21 protein-coding genes are annotated in these 18,337 nt (G+C 53.5%); 17 read left to right on the forward strand and 4 right to left on the reverse strand.

Features of this window, described 5'->3' with window-relative positions:
- The first annotated feature begins 6 nt into the window (after nucleotides 1-6).
- On the forward strand, nucleotides 7-744 hold the full coding sequence (trmN, locus tag AC0XWG_RS12885) for a tRNA(1)(Val) (adenine(37)-N(6))-methyltransferase TrmN (protein ID WP_032666641.1): 738 nt from the start codon (nucleotides 7-9) through the stop codon (nucleotides 742-744).
- Here the strand turns inward: trmN and nadB are convergent.
- Complete coding sequence (nadB, locus tag AC0XWG_RS12890) at nucleotides 729-2,348, reverse strand: L-aspartate oxidase (protein WP_028016055.1); 1,620 nt, start codon at nucleotides 2,346-2,348, stop codon at nucleotides 729-731. The two genes, trmN and nadB, sit on opposite strands and share 16 nt — an antisense overlap.
- 363 nt (nucleotides 2,349-2,711) lie before the next feature.
- On the opposite strand from nadB, the gene rseD reads away from it, so the two are divergent.
- From rseD to acpS, 12 genes are all read left to right on the forward strand, one after another.
- Nucleotides 2,712-2,774, forward strand: coding sequence for a rpoE leader peptide RseD (gene rseD, locus AC0XWG_RS12895; protein ID WP_229255512.1), 63 nt, complete (start codon nucleotides 2,712-2,714; stop codon nucleotides 2,772-2,774).
- A complete protein-coding gene (rpoE, locus tag AC0XWG_RS12900) occupies nucleotides 2,771-3,346 on the forward strand; it encodes an RNA polymerase sigma factor RpoE (RefSeq protein ID WP_006176728.1) in 576 nt (191 codons plus the stop codon). Before rseD ends, rpoE begins: the two co-directional genes overlap by 4 nt.
- A 31-nt stretch (nucleotides 3,347-3,377) precedes the next feature.
- Nucleotides 3,378-4,028, forward strand: coding sequence for an anti-sigma-E factor RseA (rseA, locus tag AC0XWG_RS12905; protein WP_014832926.1), 651 nt, complete (start codon nucleotides 3,378-3,380; stop codon nucleotides 4,026-4,028).
- Nucleotides 4,028-4,981: a sigma-E factor regulatory protein RseB gene (rseB, locus tag AC0XWG_RS12910; protein ID WP_049005955.1), complete on the forward strand. Its 954-nt coding sequence runs from the start codon at nucleotides 4,028-4,030 to the stop codon at nucleotides 4,979-4,981. Before rseA ends, rseB begins: the two co-directional genes overlap by 1 nt.
- Nucleotides 4,978-5,454 (forward strand): SoxR-reducing system protein RseC, encoded by a 477-nt coding sequence (rseC, locus tag AC0XWG_RS12915; protein WP_028016057.1) that lies wholly within the window; start codon nucleotides 4,978-4,980, stop codon nucleotides 5,452-5,454. Before rseB ends, rseC begins: the two co-directional genes overlap by 4 nt.
- Nucleotides 5,455-5,639: 185 nt before the next feature.
- Nucleotides 5,640-7,439 carry a translation elongation factor 4 gene (gene lepA, locus AC0XWG_RS12920; protein ID WP_028016058.1) on the forward strand — a complete coding sequence of 600 codons (1,800 nt, stop codon included), beginning with the start codon at nucleotides 5,640-5,642 and terminating at the stop codon, nucleotides 7,437-7,439.
- 15 nt (nucleotides 7,440-7,454) lie between these two features.
- Nucleotides 7,455-8,429 carry a signal peptidase I gene (gene lepB, locus AC0XWG_RS12925; RefSeq protein ID WP_475680642.1) on the forward strand — a complete coding sequence of 325 codons (975 nt, stop codon included), beginning with the start codon at nucleotides 7,455-7,457 and terminating at the stop codon, nucleotides 8,427-8,429.
- 222 nt (nucleotides 8,430-8,651) lie between these two features.
- Nucleotides 8,652-9,332, forward strand: a complete 681-nt coding sequence (gene rnc / locus AC0XWG_RS12930) for a ribonuclease III (protein ID WP_003860711.1) — start codon at nucleotides 8,652-8,654, stop codon at nucleotides 9,330-9,332.
- Complete coding sequence (gene era, locus AC0XWG_RS12935) at nucleotides 9,329-10,234, forward strand: GTPase Era (protein ID WP_028016060.1); 906 nt, start codon at nucleotides 9,329-9,331, stop codon at nucleotides 10,232-10,234. The genes rnc and era overlap by 4 nt, the downstream gene beginning before the upstream one ends.
- Nucleotides 10,235-10,252: 18 nt before the next feature.
- Nucleotides 10,253-10,960: a DNA repair protein RecO gene (gene recO / locus AC0XWG_RS12940; protein WP_108090941.1), complete on the forward strand. Its 708-nt coding sequence runs from the start codon at nucleotides 10,253-10,255 to the stop codon at nucleotides 10,958-10,960.
- Between the two features lie 31 nt (nucleotides 10,961-10,991).
- The gene (gene pdxJ / locus AC0XWG_RS12945; RefSeq protein WP_028016062.1) at nucleotides 10,992-11,723 is read left to right on the forward strand and encodes a pyridoxine 5'-phosphate synthase; all 732 of its coding nucleotides are present in this window, start codon (nucleotides 10,992-10,994) and stop codon (nucleotides 11,721-11,723) included.
- Entirely contained in the window at nucleotides 11,723-12,103 is a 381-nt protein-coding gene (acpS, locus tag AC0XWG_RS12950; RefSeq protein ID WP_028014094.1) for a holo-ACP synthase, read from the forward strand. The genes pdxJ and acpS overlap by 1 nt, the downstream gene beginning before the upstream one ends.
- Here the strand turns inward: acpS and AC0XWG_RS12955 are convergent.
- On the reverse strand, nucleotides 12,100-12,360 hold the full coding sequence (locus AC0XWG_RS12955) for a YfhL family 4Fe-4S dicluster ferredoxin (RefSeq protein WP_008502177.1): 261 nt from the start codon (nucleotides 12,358-12,360) through the stop codon (nucleotides 12,100-12,102). The genes acpS and AC0XWG_RS12955 overlap by 4 nt on opposite strands.
- A 46-nt stretch (nucleotides 12,361-12,406) precedes the next feature.
- Nucleotides 12,407-13,255, reverse strand: coding sequence for a MurR/RpiR family transcriptional regulator (locus tag AC0XWG_RS12960; protein ID WP_028016063.1), 849 nt, complete (start codon nucleotides 13,253-13,255; stop codon nucleotides 12,407-12,409).
- 118 nt (nucleotides 13,256-13,373) lie between these two features.
- Between AC0XWG_RS12960 and murQ the strand changes: the two genes are divergently transcribed.
- From murQ to tadA, 4 genes are read left to right on the forward strand one after another with little or no spacing between them, the layout of a single operon-like run.
- The gene (gene murQ / locus AC0XWG_RS12965; protein ID WP_475680643.1) at nucleotides 13,374-14,267 is read left to right on the forward strand and encodes an N-acetylmuramic acid 6-phosphate etherase; all 894 of its coding nucleotides are present in this window, start codon (nucleotides 13,374-13,376) and stop codon (nucleotides 14,265-14,267) included.
- Between the two features lie 11 nt (nucleotides 14,268-14,278).
- Nucleotides 14,279-15,640, forward strand: coding sequence for a PTS transporter subunit EIIC (locus AC0XWG_RS12970; protein WP_475680644.1), 1,362 nt, complete (start codon nucleotides 14,279-14,281; stop codon nucleotides 15,638-15,640).
- Between the two features lie 3 nt (nucleotides 15,641-15,643).
- Nucleotides 15,644-16,279, forward strand: coding sequence for a phosphatidylglycerophosphatase C (gene yfhb / locus AC0XWG_RS12975; RefSeq protein WP_208594771.1), 636 nt, complete (start codon nucleotides 15,644-15,646; stop codon nucleotides 16,277-16,279).
- Nucleotides 16,280-16,303: 24 nt separating this feature from the next.
- Nucleotides 16,304-16,843 carry a tRNA adenosine(34) deaminase TadA gene (gene tadA, locus AC0XWG_RS12980; RefSeq protein WP_108090923.1) on the forward strand — a complete coding sequence of 180 codons (540 nt, stop codon included), beginning with the start codon at nucleotides 16,304-16,306 and terminating at the stop codon, nucleotides 16,841-16,843.
- On the opposite strand, the gene mltF is transcribed toward tadA, so the two are convergent.
- A complete protein-coding gene (gene mltF, locus AC0XWG_RS12985; RefSeq protein ID WP_108090922.1) occupies nucleotides 16,731-18,281 on the reverse strand; it encodes a membrane-bound lytic murein transglycosylase MltF in 1,551 nt (516 codons plus the stop codon). The genes tadA and mltF overlap by 113 nt on opposite strands.
- Nucleotides 18,282-18,337 lie beyond the last annotated feature (56 nt).

Below are 18,337 nucleotides of genomic sequence, written 5' to 3' on the forward strand. Positions count from 1 at the left end.
CCTGACATGTCTCAACTCAAAGCGCAGCTGCGCCGCGATGGTTTTACATTTAAACAATTTTTTGTCGCTCACGATCGCTGTGCTATGAAAGTCGGCACAGACGGTATTTTACTGGGAGCCTGGGCACCTGTCGCAGGTGTTAAGCGTATTCTTGATATCGGTACCGGCAGCGGGCTGGTGGCGTTGATGCTGGCGCAACGTACAGAAGAGCATGTCACGATTGATGCGGTTGAACTGGATGCGCAGGCCGCAGAGCAGGCGCGTGAAAATGCGGCCGAATCTCCCTGGGCAGAACGGATGAAAGTGGAATGCGCAGATGTGCTGGCTTGGGCGCCTGAACAAACCGCACGTTACGATCTCATCGTCAGTAACCCTCCCTACTATGAGCCCGGCGTTGAGTGCGGTTCACCGGAGCGCGAACAGGCGCGTTACACCGGCTCCCTCAACCATAAAGCGCTACTCACCAGTGCGGCAGAGCTCATCTCCGAAGAGGGTTTTTTCTGTGTCGTCCTACCTGAGAGTACGGGCAATACATTCATCGGCATCGCCCAGGAGATTGGCTGGACGCTACGTTTGCGTACCGATATTTCGGATACGGAAGGACGGCTGCCGCACCGCGTACTGCTGGCGCTATCACCAAAAGAAGGTGAATGCTTTAATGACAGAATGGTGATCCGTGGGCCAGACCAGCGTTATTCCGAAGATTACACCGCTCTGACCCAGGCATTTTATCTGTTTATGTGAACCTGCGGTGAGAGTATCGACGGGCCGGATTCAGCAAGCTGATCCGGGTAATCCAGGGTATAGTGCAGCCCGCGGCTCTCTTTACGCATCATCGCGCAGCGTACAATCAGTTCAGCGACCTGAACCAGATTGCGCAGCTCCAGCAAATTATTCGATACGCGGAAATTGGCATAATACTCATCAATTTCCTGTTGGAGCATGGTGATGCGGCGCAACGCGCGCTCAAGTCGTTTGGTCGTGCGTACAATCCCCACGTAGTCCCACATAAACAGTCGTAGCTCATGCCAGTTATGTTGGATCACCACCAACTCATCCGGGTTATCCACACGGCTTTCATCCCAGGCAGGCAGGTGCTCTGTCTCGCGGGCGTACGGCATGCGTTTCGTGATGTCTTCCGCTGCAGACCAGCCGTACACCAGGCATTCAAGCAGTGAGTTAGAGGCCATACGGTTCGCGCCGTGAAGTCCGGTATAGCTGACCTCTCCGATAGCATACAGGCCATCTACATCCGTACGTCCATGGTCGTCAACCATTACGCCACCACAGGTATAGTGGGCGGCAGGTACAATGGGCACCGGATCGCGGGTTAAATCAATGCCCAGATTCAGCAGCTTTTCGTAAATCATCGGGAAGTGCTGGCGAATGAACTCTGCGGGCTTATGGCTGATATCGAGATACATGCAGTCCACGCCAAGACGTTTCATTTCATGGTCGATGGCGCGGGCAACGATGTCACGTGGCGCGAGTTCACCTCTGGCATCAAAGTCCGGCATAAAGCGTGAACCGTCAGGGCGTTTCAGGTAAGCACCTTCTCCGCGCAGCGCTTCCGTGAGCAGGAAGTTGCGTGCCTGAGGGTGGAACAATGCGGTCGGATGAAACTGGTTAAATTCGAGGTTCGCCACGCGGCAACCGGCGCGCCAGGCCATGGCAATACCGTCTCCGGAGGCTATGTCCGGGTTGGTGGTGTACTGATATACCTTGGAGGCGCCACCTGTAGCCAGTACGACAGCCTTCGCCTGACAAGTTTCAACCTTCTCTTTATTACGATTCCAGACCCAGGCACCCACAACGCGACGCGTGCCGGGCAGGCCAATTTTGTCGGAAATAATCAGGTCAACGGCATTACTCCGCTCAAGGACCCGAATATTAGGATGACTAAGAGCCTTACTGACCAGCGTAGTTTCAACTTCTTTACCCGTGGCATCCGCGGCGTGAAGGATGCGACGGTGACTATGACCGCCTTCACGAGTAAGGTGATAGCTCTCTTCGCCATTGGGCTGAACCTGGGTATCAAATAATACCCCCTGGTCGATGAGCCATTGAACGCAATGACGGGCATTACTGGCGACAAACTCTGCGGCGTGCGTATCCACGATCCCGGCACCGGCAATCAACGTATCTTCAACATGTGATGCAATGCTGTCTGTTTCGTCAAACACAGCGGCAATACCGCCCTGGGCATAAAATGTGGAACCTTCACTTATCGGCCCTTTACTCAGAACAATAACGTTCTGATGCTCGGCCAGACGCAGCGCCAGAGAGAGACCGGCAGCACCGCTGCCGATGATCAGTACATCACAATGAAGTTCAGGTGTTGTGTTCATGATTTTTGTTTAATTTACTAAACAGTGTTTGGTCAGAATAGCACCTGAATGCGAGATATCGCACGTTTTTTTTAAAGTCTGTTGCAATGACTAAACTCGTAAGGTGGCGTAAACAGGAGGTAAATGAATGAAATTATTTTGCGAAGCAGATCGTTAGTGTCAGATTTTGTGGTGAAATAAAGCCAGGGTTGCGTTACTCTTCTGGCGGGAAAAAGATGTTTCTTGTCAGAAAGTGGTGCGTATCGTGAACAGACTTATAATGAGAGAAAATGAACAGTCTGCGGCGCGATGAACAAAAACAAAGGCGTTACGGAACTTATTGAAGATCAGACACTCTAATTCGGTGCTTGCTCAAAGTGCGGTATTTTAGAGTGGCGTTTCGATAACGCGTGGAATTTAGGTTTGGGGAGACATTACCTCGGATGAGCGAGCAGTTAACGGACCAGGTCCTGGTTGAACGGGTCCAGAAGGGAGATCAGAAAGCCTTTAACTTACTGGTGGTGCGCTACCAGCATAAAGTGGCGAGCCTGGTTTCCCGTTATGTACCGTCAGGTGATGTACCTGATGTGGTACAAGAGTCTTTTATCAAGGCCTATCGCGCGCTGGATTCTTTCCGGGGAGATAGTGCTTTTTATACCTGGCTGTACCGTATTGCGGTCAATACGGCAAAGAATTATCTGGTCGCTCAGGGACGTCGTCCACCTTCAAGTGATGTGGACGCAATCGACGCCGAAAACTTCGAAAGTGGCGGCGCATTGAAAGAAATTTCGAACCCTGAGAACTTAATGTTGTCAGAAGAACTGAGACAAATCGTTTTTCGCACGATCGAGTCGCTCCCGGAAGATTTACGCATGGCAATTACGTTACGGGAGCTGGATGGTCTGAGCTATGAAGAGATAGCCGCTATCATGGATTGTCCGGTCGGTACGGTACGTTCACGAATTTTCCGTGCGCGAGAAGCTATTGATAATAAAGTTCAACCGCTTATCAGGCGTTGACGATAGCGGGATACTGGAAAAGGTATTAGGCATGCAGAAAGAAAAACTTTCCGCTTTAATGGATGGTGAAACGCTGGATAGTGAGCTGCTCAACGAGCTGTCTCATTCTCCCGAAATGCAAGAGACCTGGGAGAGTTACCATCTCATCCGTGACACTCTTCGTGGTGACACCGGCGAGGTTCTCCATTTCGATATCTCAGCCCGCGTGATGGCGGCCATTGAGAATGAGCCTGTTCATCAGACCACTCCGCTGATTCCTGAAGCTCAACCAGCACCTCACCAGTGGCAGAAAATGCCGTTCTGGCAAAAGGTGCGTCCGTGGGCTAGCCAGCTCACCCAAATGGGGGTGGCTGCATGCGTATCGCTTGCAGTTATCGTTGGCGTCCAGCACTATAATACTCAGTCTGAAACTAATCAGCAGCCAGAAGCGCCAGTGTTTAACACACTGCCGATGATGGGCAAAGCCAGCCCGGTAAGCCTGGGTGTACCGGCTGATGCCTCCGCCAGCGGCGGTCAGCAACAGCAGGTTCAGGAGCAGCGCCGTCGCATTAATGCGATGTTGCAGGATTATGAGTTGCAGCGTCGTCTGCACTCTGAACAGCTTCAGTTTGAGCAGGCACAAACACAGCAAGCTGCTGTGCAGGTGCCCGGAAACCAAACTTTAGGAACGCAATCGCAGTAATGAAGCAACTTTGGTTCGCCATGTCTCTGATGGCGGGTAGCTTGTTCTTCTCTGCCAACGCCTCGGCTGATGTTTCATCCGGGGCGTTGTTGCAGCAAATGAATCAGGCTAGCCAGTCACTCAATTATGAGTTGGCATTTATCAGCATCAATAAGCAGGGTGTCGAGTCGTTACGCTATCGCCATGCCCGTCTTGATAACCAGCCGCTCGCCCAGCTTTTACAGATGGATGGCCCGCGTCGGGAAGTTGTTCAGCGTGGTAACGAAATCAGTTATTTCGAACCAGGTCTGGAGCCATTCACGCTGAATGGCGACTATATCGTTGATTCTCTGCCGTCACTTATTTACACCGACTTCAAGCGGCTCGCCCCTTACTACGATTTTATTTCGGTAGGGCGTACGCGCATTGCGGACAGGTTGTGTGAGGTGATCCGCGTTGTTGCCCGGGACGGAACACGCTACAGCTATATCGTCTGGATTGACGCAGAAACTAAACTTCCGATGCGTGTAGACCTGCTTGACCGTGACGGTGAAACGCTGGAACAGTTCCGCGTTATCTCCTTCAATGTGAACAATCAGGTTGGAAACAGCATGCAGAATCTGGCTAAAGCCAGTCTGCCGCCACTGCTTTCTGTTCCGGCGGGTGACTCCGTTAATTTCAACTGGGTACCTTCCTGGATCCCACAAGGGTTTAGCGAAGTTTCAAGCAGCCGTCGTCAGTTGCCAACCATTGAGACTCCCGTTGAATCGCGTCTTTATTCCGATGGATTATTCAGCTTCTCGGTGAATATCAACCGCGCAACGGCAAACAGTTCTGAACAAATGCTTCGTACCGGACGTCGTACGGTCAGCACCACGGTACGCGATAACGCAGAGATCACGATTGTGGGTGAGTTACCTCCGCAGACGGCAAAACGCATTTCTGACAGCATAAAATTCAGGGCCGCACAATGATTAAAGAGTGGGCTACGGTTGTATCGTGGCAGAACGGCATTGCGCTGGTGAGCTGCGATGTCAAAGCATCATGTAATAGCTGCGCGTCCAGAGCCGGCTGCGGCAGTCGCGTGCTAAATAAGCTCGGGCCACAAACGTCGCACACGATTTCTGTGCCAAGCGAACAGCCGTTGATGGCGGGACAGAAGGTCGAGCTGGGTATTGCGGAAGGTAGCCTGCTCAGTTCGGCTATGCTGGTTTATCTCTCCCCGCTGGTAGGGTTGTTTGTGATGGGCGGCATATTCCAGATGCTGTTTGGCACCGATGCAGCCGCCATGTGCGGTGCCGCATTAGGTGGCGTGGGAGGATTCTGGTTGGCCAAAGGTTTCTCTCCGAAGCTCGCTGCCCGCGAAGAGTGGCAACCTGTCATTCTCAGCGTTGGGCTGGCGCCAGACCAGCTTCGTGTTGAAACGCTCTCTTCTGAGGCCCGGTGATCCATCGGGCTTTATCATTATTTACGTCCTAAAACAGAAAACGTCCTTTCTTCACGCTATACCTGTCTCTAAGTGCATTTCCAGGTAGCGAGGATGTAGTGTAGAATGCTGCGTTTTCGCACTGAAAAACGTCAGGCTAAGAACAGCGGCCTCCAGGAATTCGTAAGGCATAATTATTTAACTATATGAAGAACATACGTAACTTTTCGATCATTGCTCACATTGACCACGGTAAGTCGACGCTGTCTGACCGTATTATCCAGATTTGCGGTGGCCTGTCTGATCGTGAAATGGAAGCCCAGGTTCTGGACTCCATGGACCTGGAACGCGAACGCGGTATCACCATTAAAGCGCAGAGCGTCACGCTGGATTACAAAGCGGCTGATGGTGAAACCTATCAGTTAAACTTTATCGACACCCCAGGCCACGTTGACTTCTCCTATGAAGTATCACGCTCGCTGGCAGCCTGTGAAGGCGCGCTGCTGGTGGTGGATGCCGGGCAGGGCGTAGAAGCCCAGACCCTGGCAAACTGCTACACCGCGATGGAAATGGATCTCGAAGTTGTGCCGGTTCTGAATAAGATCGACCTGCCAGCCGCCGATCCTGAGCGCGTAGCGGAAGAGATTGAAGATATTGTCGGCATCGACGCGACCGATGCGGTACGCTGCTCCGCTAAAACGGGCGTGGGCGTGACCGATGTTCTGGAACGTCTGGTTCGTGATATTCCGGCTCCGGAAGGTGACCCGGATGGCCCGCTGCAGGCGCTGATCATCGACTCCTGGTTTGATAACTACCTTGGCGTTGTCTCCCTGGTGCGTATTAAAAACGGCACCATGCGTAAAGGCGACAAAATCAAGGTAATGAGTACCGGGCAAGTCTACAATGCGGATCGTCTGGGCATCTTCACGCCAAAACAGGTTGACCGTACCGAGCTGAAGTGCGGCGAGGTAGGTTGGTTGGTCTGCGCAATCAAAGACATCCTTGGCGCGCCAGTAGGCGATACCCTGACGGGTGCTCGTAACCCGGCAGATAAAGCGCTGCCAGGTTTTAAAAAGGTGAAACCGCAGGTTTACGCGGGTCTGTTCCCGGTTAGCTCTGACGACTACGAAAACTTCCGCGATGCACTCGGTAAGCTTAGCCTGAACGATGCCTCACTGTTCTACGAGCCAGAGAGCTCTACGGCGCTGGGCTTCGGCTTCCGCTGTGGCTTCCTCGGCCTGCTGCACATGGAGATCATTCAGGAGCGTCTGGAGCGTGAATACGATCTGGATCTGATCACCACTGCACCGACCGTAGTCTATGAAGTTGAAACCACCTCGAAAGAGGTTATCTACGTCGACAGCCCGTCCAAGCTTCCGCCGCTGAACAACATTCACGAGCTGCGCGAGCCAATCGCTGAGTGTCACATGCTGCTGCCGCAGGAGTTCCTGGGTAACGTCATTACGCTGTGTATCGAGAAGCGTGGTGTGCAGACCAACATGGTTTACCACGGTAACCAGGTGGCGCTGACCTATGAAATCCCAATGGCGGAAGTGGTACTCGACTTCTTCGACCGTCTGAAGTCAACCTCTCGTGGCTATGCGTCACTGGATTACAACTTCAAACGCTTCCAGGCCTCCAACATGGTCCGTGTGGACGTGCTGATCAACGGTGAGCGCGTGGACGCGCTGGCGCTGATCACCCACAACGACAACGCGCCATATCGTGGCCGTGAGCTGGTTGAGAAGATGAAAGACCTGATCCCGCGTCAGCAGTTTGATATCGCGATTCAGGCTGCCATCGGCAACCACATTATCGCGCGTTCCACCGTAAAACAGCTGCGTAAAAACGTTCTGGCTAAATGCTATGGCGGTGACGTCAGCCGTAAGAAAAAGCTGCTGCAGAAACAGAAAGAAGGTAAGAAGCGTATGAAGCAGGTCGGTAACGTCGAGCTGCCGCAGGAAGCATTCCTTGCCATCCTTCATGTTGGTAAAGACAGCAAATAACCCTAAGGAGTTGGCATGGCGAACATGTTTGCCCTGATCCTGGTCATTGCTACCCTGGTGACCGGTCTGTTGTGGTGTCTGGATAAGTTTATCTTCGCCCCAAAACGCCGTGAACGTCAGGCTGCCGCTCAGGCAGCCACAGGCGATCAGCTGGATGCGAAAACGCTGAAGAAAGTCGGCCCGAAACCGGGCTGGCTGGAAACAGGAGCCTCGGTATTCCCGGTGCTGGCGATTGTGCTGGTGGTACGTTCGTTTATTTACGAACCGTTCCAGATCCCGTCAGGTTCAATGATGCCAACGCTGCTGATTGGTGATTTTATTCTGGTCGAGAAGTTTGCCTACGGCATCAAAGATCCTATCTACCAGAAAACGCTGATTGAAACGGGTCATCCGAAACGTGGCGACATCGTGGTGTTCAAATATCCGGAAGATCCGCGCCTGGACTACATTAAGCGTGCGGTGGGTCTGCCGGGTGATAAGGTCACTTACGATCCGGTTGCGAAGGAAGTTACCGTTCAGCCGGGCTGCAGTTCCGGTACGGCGTGTGAGAACGCGCTGCCAATCACCTACTCAAACGTTGAGCCAAGTGATTTTGTCCAGACCTTTGCCCGTCGTAACGGCGGCGAGGTGACCAGTGGGTTCTTCCAGGTACCGAAAGGTGAAACCAAAGAGAACGGTATTCGTCTGGTTGAGCGTAAAGAGACGCTGGGTGATGTTACGCACCGTATCCTGACCGTGCCGATTGCGCAGGATCAGCTGGGTATGTATTACAAACAACCGGGTCAGCAGCTGGCAAGCTGGATTGTGCCTCCGGGACACTACTTCATGATGGGTGATAACCGCGATAATTCTGCGGACAGCCGTTACTGGGGCTTTGTACCTGAAGCGAATCTGGTGGGTAAAGCGACCGCAATCTGGATGAGTTTTGAGAAGCAGGAAGGTGAATGGCCGACCGGCGTGCGCCTGAATCGTATTGGCGGAATCCATTAATTCTCATTAAATGAACGCGTAGCCGCTTTAATTAGCGGCTGCGTGAATTATTTCAGCGATAAATCTCTTCGAACTAACGACATCCCCTGTCGTTGTGTATAGAATATTCCCCCGAAGTTTAAGGTTGGCCCTGCAAGGGTGCCACGGCACACGAAACCGCGTTGGTTTTCTCAGGTCGGTTTCGTGTGCTGCATTTTTGACGCATTCATTTATTGGTATCGCATGAACCCCATCGTAATTAATCGGCTTCAACGGAAGCTGGGCTACACTTTTCATCATCAGGAGTTGTTGCAACAGGCATTAACCCATCGCAGTGCCAGCAGCAAACATAATGAGCGCCTCGAATTTTTAGGTGACTCTATTTTAAGTTTCGTGATTGCGAATGCGCTTTATCATCGTTTCCCGCGTGTGGATGAAGGTGATATGAGCCGCATGCGTGCCACGCTGGTTCGGGGCAATACCCTTGCGGAAATCGCGCGCGAATTTGAACTGGGCGAATGTCTGCGTCTTGGGCCGGGTGAACTGAAAAGCGGCGGCTTCCGTCGTGAATCTATTCTTGCCGATACGGTCGAAGCATTAATCGGTGGCGTGTTCCTGGACAGCGATATCCAGACCGTAGAAAAGCTGATCCTGAACTGGTATCAGACCCGTCTGGACGAAATCAGTCCGGGCGATAAACAAAAAGATCCGAAAACGCGCTTGCAGGAATATTTGCAGGGTCGCCATCTCCCGCTGCCATCCTATCTGGTGGTGCAGGTGCGTGGCGAAGCGCACGATCAGGAATTTACCATCCATTGCCAGGTCAGTGGCCTGAGTGAACCGGTGGTGGGCACAGGTTCTAGCCGTCGTAAGGCTGAACAGGCTGCCGCCGAACAGGCGTTGAAAATGCTGGAGCTGGAATGAGCGAAGAAAAAACCTATTGCGGATTTATTGCCATCGTCGGACGTCCGAACGTCGGCAAATCTACGCTGCTGAATAATCTGCTCGGGCAGAAGATTTCTATTACCTCACGTAAGGCGCAGACCACGCGTCATCGCATCGTGGGTATCCATACAGAAGGCGCGTATCAGGCGATTTATGTCGATACTCCGGGCCTGCACATGGAAGAGAAGCGCGCCATTAACCGCCTGATGAACAAGGCGGCGAGCAGCTCGATTGGCGACGTTGAGCTGGTCATTTTCGTTGTTGAAGGCACCCGCTGGACGCCGGACGACGAAATGGTGCTGAATAAACTGCGTGACGGTAAAACACCGGTCATCCTCGCGGTCAACAAAGTGGACAACGTACAAGAGAAGGCTGACCTGCTGCCGCATCTGCAGTGGCTCGGTAGTCAGATGAATTTCCTCGATATCGTACCGTTGTCTGCCGAGACCGGTCTGAATGTGGATACCATCGCGGGCATCGTGCGTAAGCATCTGCCGGAAGCGATCCATCACTTCCCGGAAGAGTACGTTACCGATCGCTCCCAGCGCTTTATGGCCTCTGAAATCATCCGTGAAAAGCTGATGCGTTTCCTCGGTGCTGAGCTGCCATACTCCGTGACAGTAGAAATCGAACGTTTCCAGAGCAACGAACGCGGCGGCTACGATATCAATGGCCTGATCCTCGTTGAGCGTGAAGGGCAGAAGAAGATGGTGATTGGCAACAAAGGTACCAAGATCAAAACCATCGGCATTGAAGCCCGCAAAGACATGCAGGAGATGTTCGAAGCCCCGGTTCACCTGGAACTGTGGGTGAAAGTGAAATCTGGCTGGGCCGATGATGAGCGTGCTCTGCGCAGCCTCGGTTACGGCGAAGACCAATAACTCAAGACGACGAGTATGATGGATGGATGGCAGCGTGCCTTTGTCCTGCATAGTCGTCCCTGGAGCGAAACCAGCCTCATGCTGGACGTCTTCACGGAAGAGTCGGGCCGCGTGCGCCTTGTTGCGAAAGGCGCACGTTCCAAACGTTCTAACCTGAAAGGTGCCTTACAGCCTTTCACTCCCTTGCTGGTTCGTTTTGGTGGGCGAGGGGAGGTCAAAACCCTGCGCAGTGCCGAAGCCGTCTCTCTGGCACTTCCTCTTTCTGGTATCACGCTGTACAGCGGTTTGTATATCAACGAACTCATCTCGCGCGTTCTTGAACATGAGACTCGCTTCTCTGAACTTTTCTTCGATTATCTGCACTGTATTCAGGCGCTGGCGGGTACCACCGGTACCCCCGAACCTGCGCTGCGTCGTTTCGAACTGGCGCTGCTGGGACATCTGGGATATGGCGTCGATTTTCTGCATTGTGCGGGGAGCGGAGACGAGGTCGAGGACACGATGACCTATCGTTATCGGGAAGAAAAAGGTTTTATTGCCAGCATCGTAATCGATAACAGCACATTTACCGGTCGTCATCTCCGGGCGCTGTATGAGCGCGAGTTTCCCGATCAGGACACACTGCGCGCTGCAAAACGCTTTACCCGCATTGCCCTCAAGCCGTATCTTGGCGGCAAGCCCTTAAAGAGCCGCGAATTATTCAGGCAGTTTATGCCGAAACGTTAGAGACAGAACCAAAAGAAAACCGAGGATTGTCATGGCTGAATTACTGTTAGGCGTCAACATTGATCATATCGCCACGCTGCGTAATGCGCGCGGCACGGCTTATCCTGACCCGGTTCAGGCGGCATTTATCGCCGAACAGGCTGGCGCCGACGGCATTACCGTTCATTTGCGTGAAGACCGTCGCCATATCACCGATCGCGACGTACGTATTCTGCGTCAGACGCTAGATACCCGTATGAATCTGGAGATGGCCGTCACGGAAGAGATGCTGGCGATTGCCTGCGAGACTAAACCCCATTTCTGCTGCCTGGTACCGGAAAAGCGTCAGGAAGTGACGACCGAAGGCGGTCTGGATGTTGCAGGGCAGCTCGACAAAATGCGCGATGCCTGCAAACGTCTGGCCGATGCCGGCATCCTGGTTTCTCTGTTTATCGACGCCGATTTCGCCCAGATCAAAGCGGCGGCCGACGCGGGCGCACCGTATATCGAAATTCATACCGGTTGTTATGCTGATGCTGAAAGCGATGCTGAGCAGGCCAAAGAGCTGGAGCGTATCGCTAAAGCAGCTACGTATGCCGCAAGCCTGGGCCTGAAGGTCAATGCTGGACATGGCCTCACCTACCACAACGTTAAGGCCATCGCCGCCCTGCCGGAAATGCATGAGCTGAATATCGGCCATGCGATTATTGGCCGTGCAGTGATGAGTGGCCTGAAAGAGGCGGTATCAGAGATGAAACGTCTGATGCTGGAAGCGCGCAAGTAATGGCCATTCTGGGCTTAGGCACGGATATCGTTGAAATAGCCCGCATTGAAGCGGTGATCGCCCGTAGCGGCGATCGCCTGGCAAGGCGTGTGCTAAGCGATAACGAATGGGCCATCTGGGAAGCGCATCAGCAGCCGGTGCGTTTTCTGGCCAAGCGTTTTGCTGTGAAAGAAGCGGCCGCCAAAGCCTTTGGTACGGGTATTCGAAATGGTCTGGCATTTAACCAGTTTGAAGTGTTTAACGACGAACTGGGTAAACCGCGCCTGCGTTTATGGGGCGAGGCGCAAAAGCTGGCTGAGAAGCTGGGCGTGAACCACATGCACGTGACGATCGCGGATGAACGCCACTATGCAAGCGCAACGGTGATCATCGAAAGTTAAAGTTTGTCCGCATGATGCATCAGGACAAACTTATCCCATAGCTGCTCTTCGCTCTCGACGTGTGCCGGATCTTTCAGGATAGTATTGGGGATCGGGCACACTTTCTGACAGGTCGGCGTCTCATAGTGACCGATGCATTCGGTGCAGCGGTCGCTGTTAATTTCATAAATGCTGTCGCCCATCGAAATCGCCTGGTTCGGGCATTCGGGTTCGCACATATCGCAATTGATGCATTTTTTGGTAATTAACAGCGCCATCAGGAAATTCTCAGAAACAACACAAACTGGGCGGGCATTATACGCGTCAAACCAGTTTCTTTACCAGTTCTTCGCTGTGGCGAATGCGCTCGGGTGCGTGTTCCAGATCCTGCTGCACCAGCGCCATAAACAGCAGATCGGTCAGCATCATTTGCGCACTGGTGGACGAGATAGCCGCACTGCGCGTAGCCTGCTCTTCGGCAATGGTATATAAACAGCGCGTTGCCCGCTGTTGCAGGGCATTCGGGGTAAAACCGGTGATTGCCAGAATTTTACCGCCGACACGCAGGGCTTCGTCGGTCGCCATATTGATTTCACGACGCTCACCGGAATAGGAGATTGCCAGCAGCAGATCGTCAGGATCCATCGCCTGTACAGTCGCCAGCAAGGCGTGCATATCCTGCTCGACAATGGCGTTATAACCGATTTTGGTTAGCTTCCAGCCAAAATTACGTGCCACCAGGCCGGATGCGCCAATTCCGGTCAAAATGATACGCCGTGCTGCACGTAGCATCGCCACGCTCTCCAGCAGTTTCTCTTCCGTGTTCACATCAAGCGTCGCATGCATGGCCGCGACATTCTCTTTAATCAGCTTTTCCCCAACCAGACGCATCGGGTCATCACCACGGATCTGGTTATGTACGGGCATCGACTGCGGATTGGGGTTACTCACCAGCGCTTCGCTAATCGCCAGTTTGAGGGCGGGAAAGCCCTTAAAGCCAATCTTCTGGGCAAATTTCACCACGCTTGATTGACTCACACCGGCTTCACTCGCCAGCTGCTGCGAGCTGAGATGGCGGGCGCGATCGGGCTGAGAAAGCAGATAATCCGCCAGCTTTTTGTCGCTTTGAGCAAAGCCTGCATACCGCTGGCGAATACGAATTAAACAGTTCATAGGTTCTCCTGGCGAAAATGTGATTATCTGCGCAAATACGAATTTTGCTCGCCTGAATGAATTTTATATTCCATTATAGTGTGATTATTATGAATTAAAAATTCCTGAGGTACAAAACATGAATCTTGGCTCACTTGTTTCAGAAACGCGTAACCCGCAAACCATGGATCTGGATGCACTTTCCACCCTTGAGCTGGTTAACCGTTTTAATCAACAGGATACGCTGGTGGCGCAGGCAGTGAAAGAGACATTACCTGAGGTGGCGAAAGCTGTCGATGCCGCGGCGGAAGCACTGAAGGCGGGTGGTCGTATTATTTATATGGGGGCCGGAACCAGCGGGCGTCTTGGCGTGCTGGATGCGTCAGAATGCCCACCAACGTTTGGTGTTCCACACGGTCTGGTGGTCGGGTTGATTGCCGGTGGTCCAGGTGCGCTGCTGAAAGCCGTTGAAGGGGCGGAAGATAACAAACAGCTGGGTGAGGAAGACCTGAAGGCGCTGAATCTGACAGCGAAGGATCTGGTGGTCGGGCTGGCGGCATCCGGACGCACGCCGTACGTCATTGGCGGGCTGGAATACGCTAACCAGACCGGCTGCACAACGGTCGCCATCTCCTGTAATCCAGGCTCACCGATTGCACAGGTGGCCGCTATAGCTATCTCTCCGGTGGTCGGGCCGGAAGCGCTGACCGGCTCCACGCGCCTGAAATCCGGGACCGCGCAAAAGCTGGTGCTCAATATGATCTCCACCGGTGCAATGGTGAAGTTCGGCAAGGTTTACCAGAACCTGATGGTGGATATGCAGGCGACCAACATCAAGTTAGTGGACAGAGCCTGCCGCATGGTGATGGAGGCGACGGGCGCAGGGCGTGAAGAGGCAGAAGCGGTGCTCAAACAGACCGATCACGATGTTAAACTGGCCATTCTGATGATCTTAAGTGGGCTGGACGCTGAGGCCGCGAGAGCCAAACTCGATGCGCATAACGGTTTCTTACGGGCGGCATTAGAAAACTAACAGAGGCGTGTATGGATAAAACAGCAGCGCTCGCCAGCAATATCCTGCAAGGAATTGGTGGGGAAGAGAATATTCAGCGTCTGGAAAACTGCATGACGCGCGTGCGGGTCGAAGTGCATAACGATGATCAGCTTGATGTGCCGCGTCTGAAGCAGCTTTCCGGCGTCAGCGGCTACGTGAAACAGGGGCAACAGCACCAGTTGATCGTCGGGCCGGGGAAAGCGGCACAGGTGGTCGATGCCATGCGCGCACTGATGGGCAGCAGAGCAAGCGTGTCGATTGAGGATGCTGAACGCACCAAAGCGCAGGCAAAGGCCAAATACAAAGCCCCAATGAGCGATGCGCTGCGCCAGCTGGCAAACGTCTTTATTCCGTTGATCCCAGCGTTCATTGCTTCTGGTTTGATCACCGGGATCATTAACATCCTCAAGCGCCCGGATATTGTTGGGGATTTTGCCACTCAGTATCCGAATCTGCTGGGTATTCTCGGGATTTTCGGCAGCGCAGTGTTTGCCATCATGAACATTCTGGTCGGGGTGAACACGGCTAAAGTATTTGGTGGCTCGCTGGCCATGGGCGGGGTGATGGCAGGGATTTTATCCAGCCCACAACTGGCACAGATAACCCTGTTTGGCGAGGCGCTTCAGCCGGGACGCTGCGGGGTGATTGCTGTACTGCTGGTGGTGATCCTGATGTGCTGGATCGAGAAAAAATTGCGTGCTCTTTTGCCCGGATCAATTGAGCTTATCCTCAATCCACTGCTGACGACACTTATCACCGGCAGTGTGGCGATTGTTGCACTGCAACCCCTGGGCGGCTGGATCTCAGAAGCGATTGCCCATGGCGCGTCTTTGGCTATCGATCGCGGCGGCCTGTTAGTCGGGGCGGTGCTGTCTGGCACTTTCCTGCCATTAGTGCTGACCGGTCTGCATCAGGGTCTGGTACCGATCCATGTCGAGCTGGTGCAGACGCACGGTTACAACGCGCTTCTGCCTATCCTCTCTATGGCAGGCGTGGGACAGGTTGGTGCGGCCATCGCTGTGCTGATGAAAACCCGCAATATGCGCCTGAAAAAAGTGATTAAAGGCGCACTTCCTGTCGGTTTGCTTGGCATTGGTGAACCGCTGATTTTTGGCGTCACGCTGCCGCTGGGTAAACCGTTCCTCGCTGCCTGTCTGGGTGGTGCGGTAGGTGGAGCACTCATCAGCTACTGGAAAGTCGCCACTGTTATCACTTTTGGACTGTCCGGTTTACCGCTGGCGTTGACCATCGTGACCGGAAAAGTGATGCTCTATCTGTTAGGCTATTTAGTAGCGGTGATAGCCGGGTTCCTGTTTACCTGGCTGTTAGGATTCAACGATCCAGAGGAGTAAGGTTTGGCAAATTACGAGCGTCGCGTTGTCTTTTTCGACCTGGATGGAACGCTGCATCAGCAGGATATGTTTGGTACGTTTATGCGCTACCTGTTGCGGCGTCAGCCTCTGAATGCACTGCTCGTATTACCGCTCTTACCCGTGATTGGCATCGCGCTGCTGGTGAAAGGCCGGGCAGCGCGATGGCCGATGAGTCTGCTGCTGTGGGGATGCACGTTTGGCCACAGTGAATCGCGACTCAAACAGCTCGAACAGGATTTTGCACACTGGTTTCGCGGTCATGTCGCCGCGTTTCCTGTCGTTCAGGCGCGTCTCACCAGCTATCTCGATGCGAACGATGCCGATATCTGGCTGATTACCGGTTCACCGCAGACGCTGGTTGAGCAGGTCTATTTTGATACCCCATGGCTCCCCAGGGTGAATCTTATCGCCACACAGATTGCTCGCGGTTATGGCGGTTGGGTGCTCACCCTGCGTTGCCTGGGACATGAAAAAGTGGTGCAACTGGAGAAACGCATCGGTACACCGCTGCGTCTTTACAGCGGCTACAGTGACAGTAAACAGGACAATCCGCTGCTCTATTTTTGTCAGCATCGCTGGCGCGTCACGCCGTCAGGGGAACTTCAGCAACTCGAATAGTCTTCTCTCTGGAGGGTGTGTATAATGCCGCCCGCTTTTAGACCGGAGTATCAACCCTTGTCCAATCCTGAACACAATCATGAATACTGGATGCGCCACGCGCTAACGCTGGCTCAACGTGCCTGGGAAGAGGGCGAGGTCCCCGTGGGTGCCGTGCTGGTTTACAACAACCAGGTGATTGGAGAAGGCTGGAATCGCCCGATTGGCCGTCACGATCCCACTGCTCACGCCGAAATCATGGCGCTTCGACAAGGTGGGCTGGTGTTGCAAAACTATCGCCTGCTCGACACCACGCTGTACGTGACGCTTGAACCCTGTGTGATGTGTTCTGGTGCGATGGTACACAGCCGTATTGGCACGCTTGTCTTTGGCGCGCGGGATGAAAAAACCGGCGCTGCCGGCTCACTGATGGATGTTCTGGGACACCCGGGGATGAACCATCAGGTCAAGACTATCGGCGGGGTGCTTGCACCAGAGTGTTCGGGGCTACTAAGTGATTTCTTTCGAATGCGCCGGCAGCAGAAAAAGCAACAAAAGGCAGAATTGAAGTTGTCGGACGATTAAGTTCATCCGGTGCCACAACCGGGTAACTTTGAGCCAGTTGTTTTGCCTCTGCCGCTTCTTTCTCTTTTTCCAGCAGGTATCCTACCAGGCTTATCTGATATTTACGGATATTTTCCACGTAGGCGTAAGCCTCATGTCCGCGTGCGTAGCCATATGTCAGCTTGTTGTACCAGGGTTTCTGGCTCAGCAGTGGCAACCGCTGTTTAACGTCTGACCAGCTGTCCGGGTTACCTTTCGTTTTCGCCGTCAGCGCTCGCGCATCAAGCATATGCGCATAACCCATGTTGTAGGCGGCCAGCGCGAACCAGATCCGCTCTTCTTCCGGCACTGTTTCCGGTACCTTGGCCATCATATCCTGCAGGTAGCGTGCACCACCGCTGATGCTCTGTTCGGCATCGGTACGGTCATTCACACCCAGGCTCAGGGCGGTATTTTTGGTTAGCATCATTAAACCGCGTACGCCCGTGGGCGACGTGGCCTGGGTATCCCAGTGAGATTCCTGATAGGAGATAGCCGCCAGCAGTTTCCAGTCAATTTCCTGGGCGTATTTTTCGAACAACGGCTGCAGGTCTGGCAGGACACCGTCTATCGCGCGCAGGAAGCTGCGGGTGTCGACATAGTCAAAGTCGTCACCGTGGCCGAGATACTTCTCCTCCAGACGCGCCAGGGTACCGTCTTCATTGATGGTATTGAAGAAATCGAGCATCGCCGCAGAGACGGTCTGATCGTCGTCGAGCTGGGTAAACCAGGTAACGGGTTGTTCATCTGTCACGTCCAGCGCTACGGCGATCTCAGGGTGAACGCGCTGGAAAAGACTGATCGCAACCGAATCAGCGATGGTATAGGGCAGTTTCTGATTTTTAACCTGTTCCAGCAGTTCCGTAGTGCCGAGTTTGGGATCGACTGTCCAGCTCAGGTCCGGGTATTTCTTCTCCTTGAGCTCACGCAGATCGTCAATCACCACATGGCCGGGGGCAATCGTCAGTTGTTGATCGTTAATGGTAGCAAGCGTGCGCGGGCGAACGCTTCCGACACGGTAGACCAGTTGCTGCGAAACGGAGTAGTAGGTCGGGCCTGGCTGATAGTTCTTGCTGCGCTCGCTGTTATACACCAGCCCGGCCGCGAGCATATCGGCATCGTCGTTATCGAGGTCATCAAACAACTGGTTGATATTCTGGCGGACGGTAATTTTAAGCTTTACGCCAAGATAATCGGCGAACTGTTGGGCCAGTTCGTAATCCAGACCAATAACTTTGCCGTTGATGTCGCTGTAGATCAGCGGAGAGTTTAGGGTACTGACGCGCAATTCCCCCCGCTCCTTTATGGCGGCGATACGGTTTTCGGCTTTGCCGAACCAGGGGATAGAAGGCCAGAGGGCCACTGCCAGCAGCAACGTCACAATGCCGATGAGCAGATAATTAATCTTTAATTTTTTCAATTAGTTAATTCTCTGCGACGCCGGTTGCCTCAGTCTGCTGTAGCCATGTTAATAAT

The sequence above is a fragment of the Enterobacter sp. DVT3837 genome, from assembly GCF_056238685.1.